Origin of the sequence: Pseudomonas persica, from assembly GCF_900291015.1 — a bacterium.
Taxonomy (GTDB): Bacteria; Pseudomonadota; Gammaproteobacteria; order Pseudomonadales; family Pseudomonadaceae; genus Aquipseudomonas.
Window position 1 is genome coordinate 1 of the sequence record NZ_OLKL01000171.1, and the last position, 267, is coordinate 267.

At 45.3% G+C, this 267-nt stretch carries 1 protein-coding gene; it reads left to right on the forward strand.

All coding sequences use genetic code 11. The features are described from left to right. On the forward strand, nt 1-231 hold a 231-nt coding region (locus FQ664_RS27565), incomplete at its 5' end, for a hypothetical protein (RefSeq protein ID WP_218570432.1). Nucleotides 232-267: the final 36 nt, after the last annotated feature.

A 267-nucleotide genomic window follows, 5' to 3' on the forward strand; every position in this document is an offset into this window, starting at 1 on the left:
GGGGTGAGTATTGAAGTGCGAGACGAACTTGCGCCTCATTCACACGATTGGTTAAAGCCAAAAAATCATAATCAGCTTCGCATCACTCGAATGATTCGCAGTTTGTACCTGTTAGGCAATGAGGAAATTGCAGCAAATTTCCAGCAAGTGTGCATACGAGAGGGGCTACGAATTGGCACGATCACTCCAGATACCATTGAGCATTGGGAGCGTGCAACTCAGTTGCCGTGATTATAGAGGATATAAGAACATAACAGAGGGAAGTAC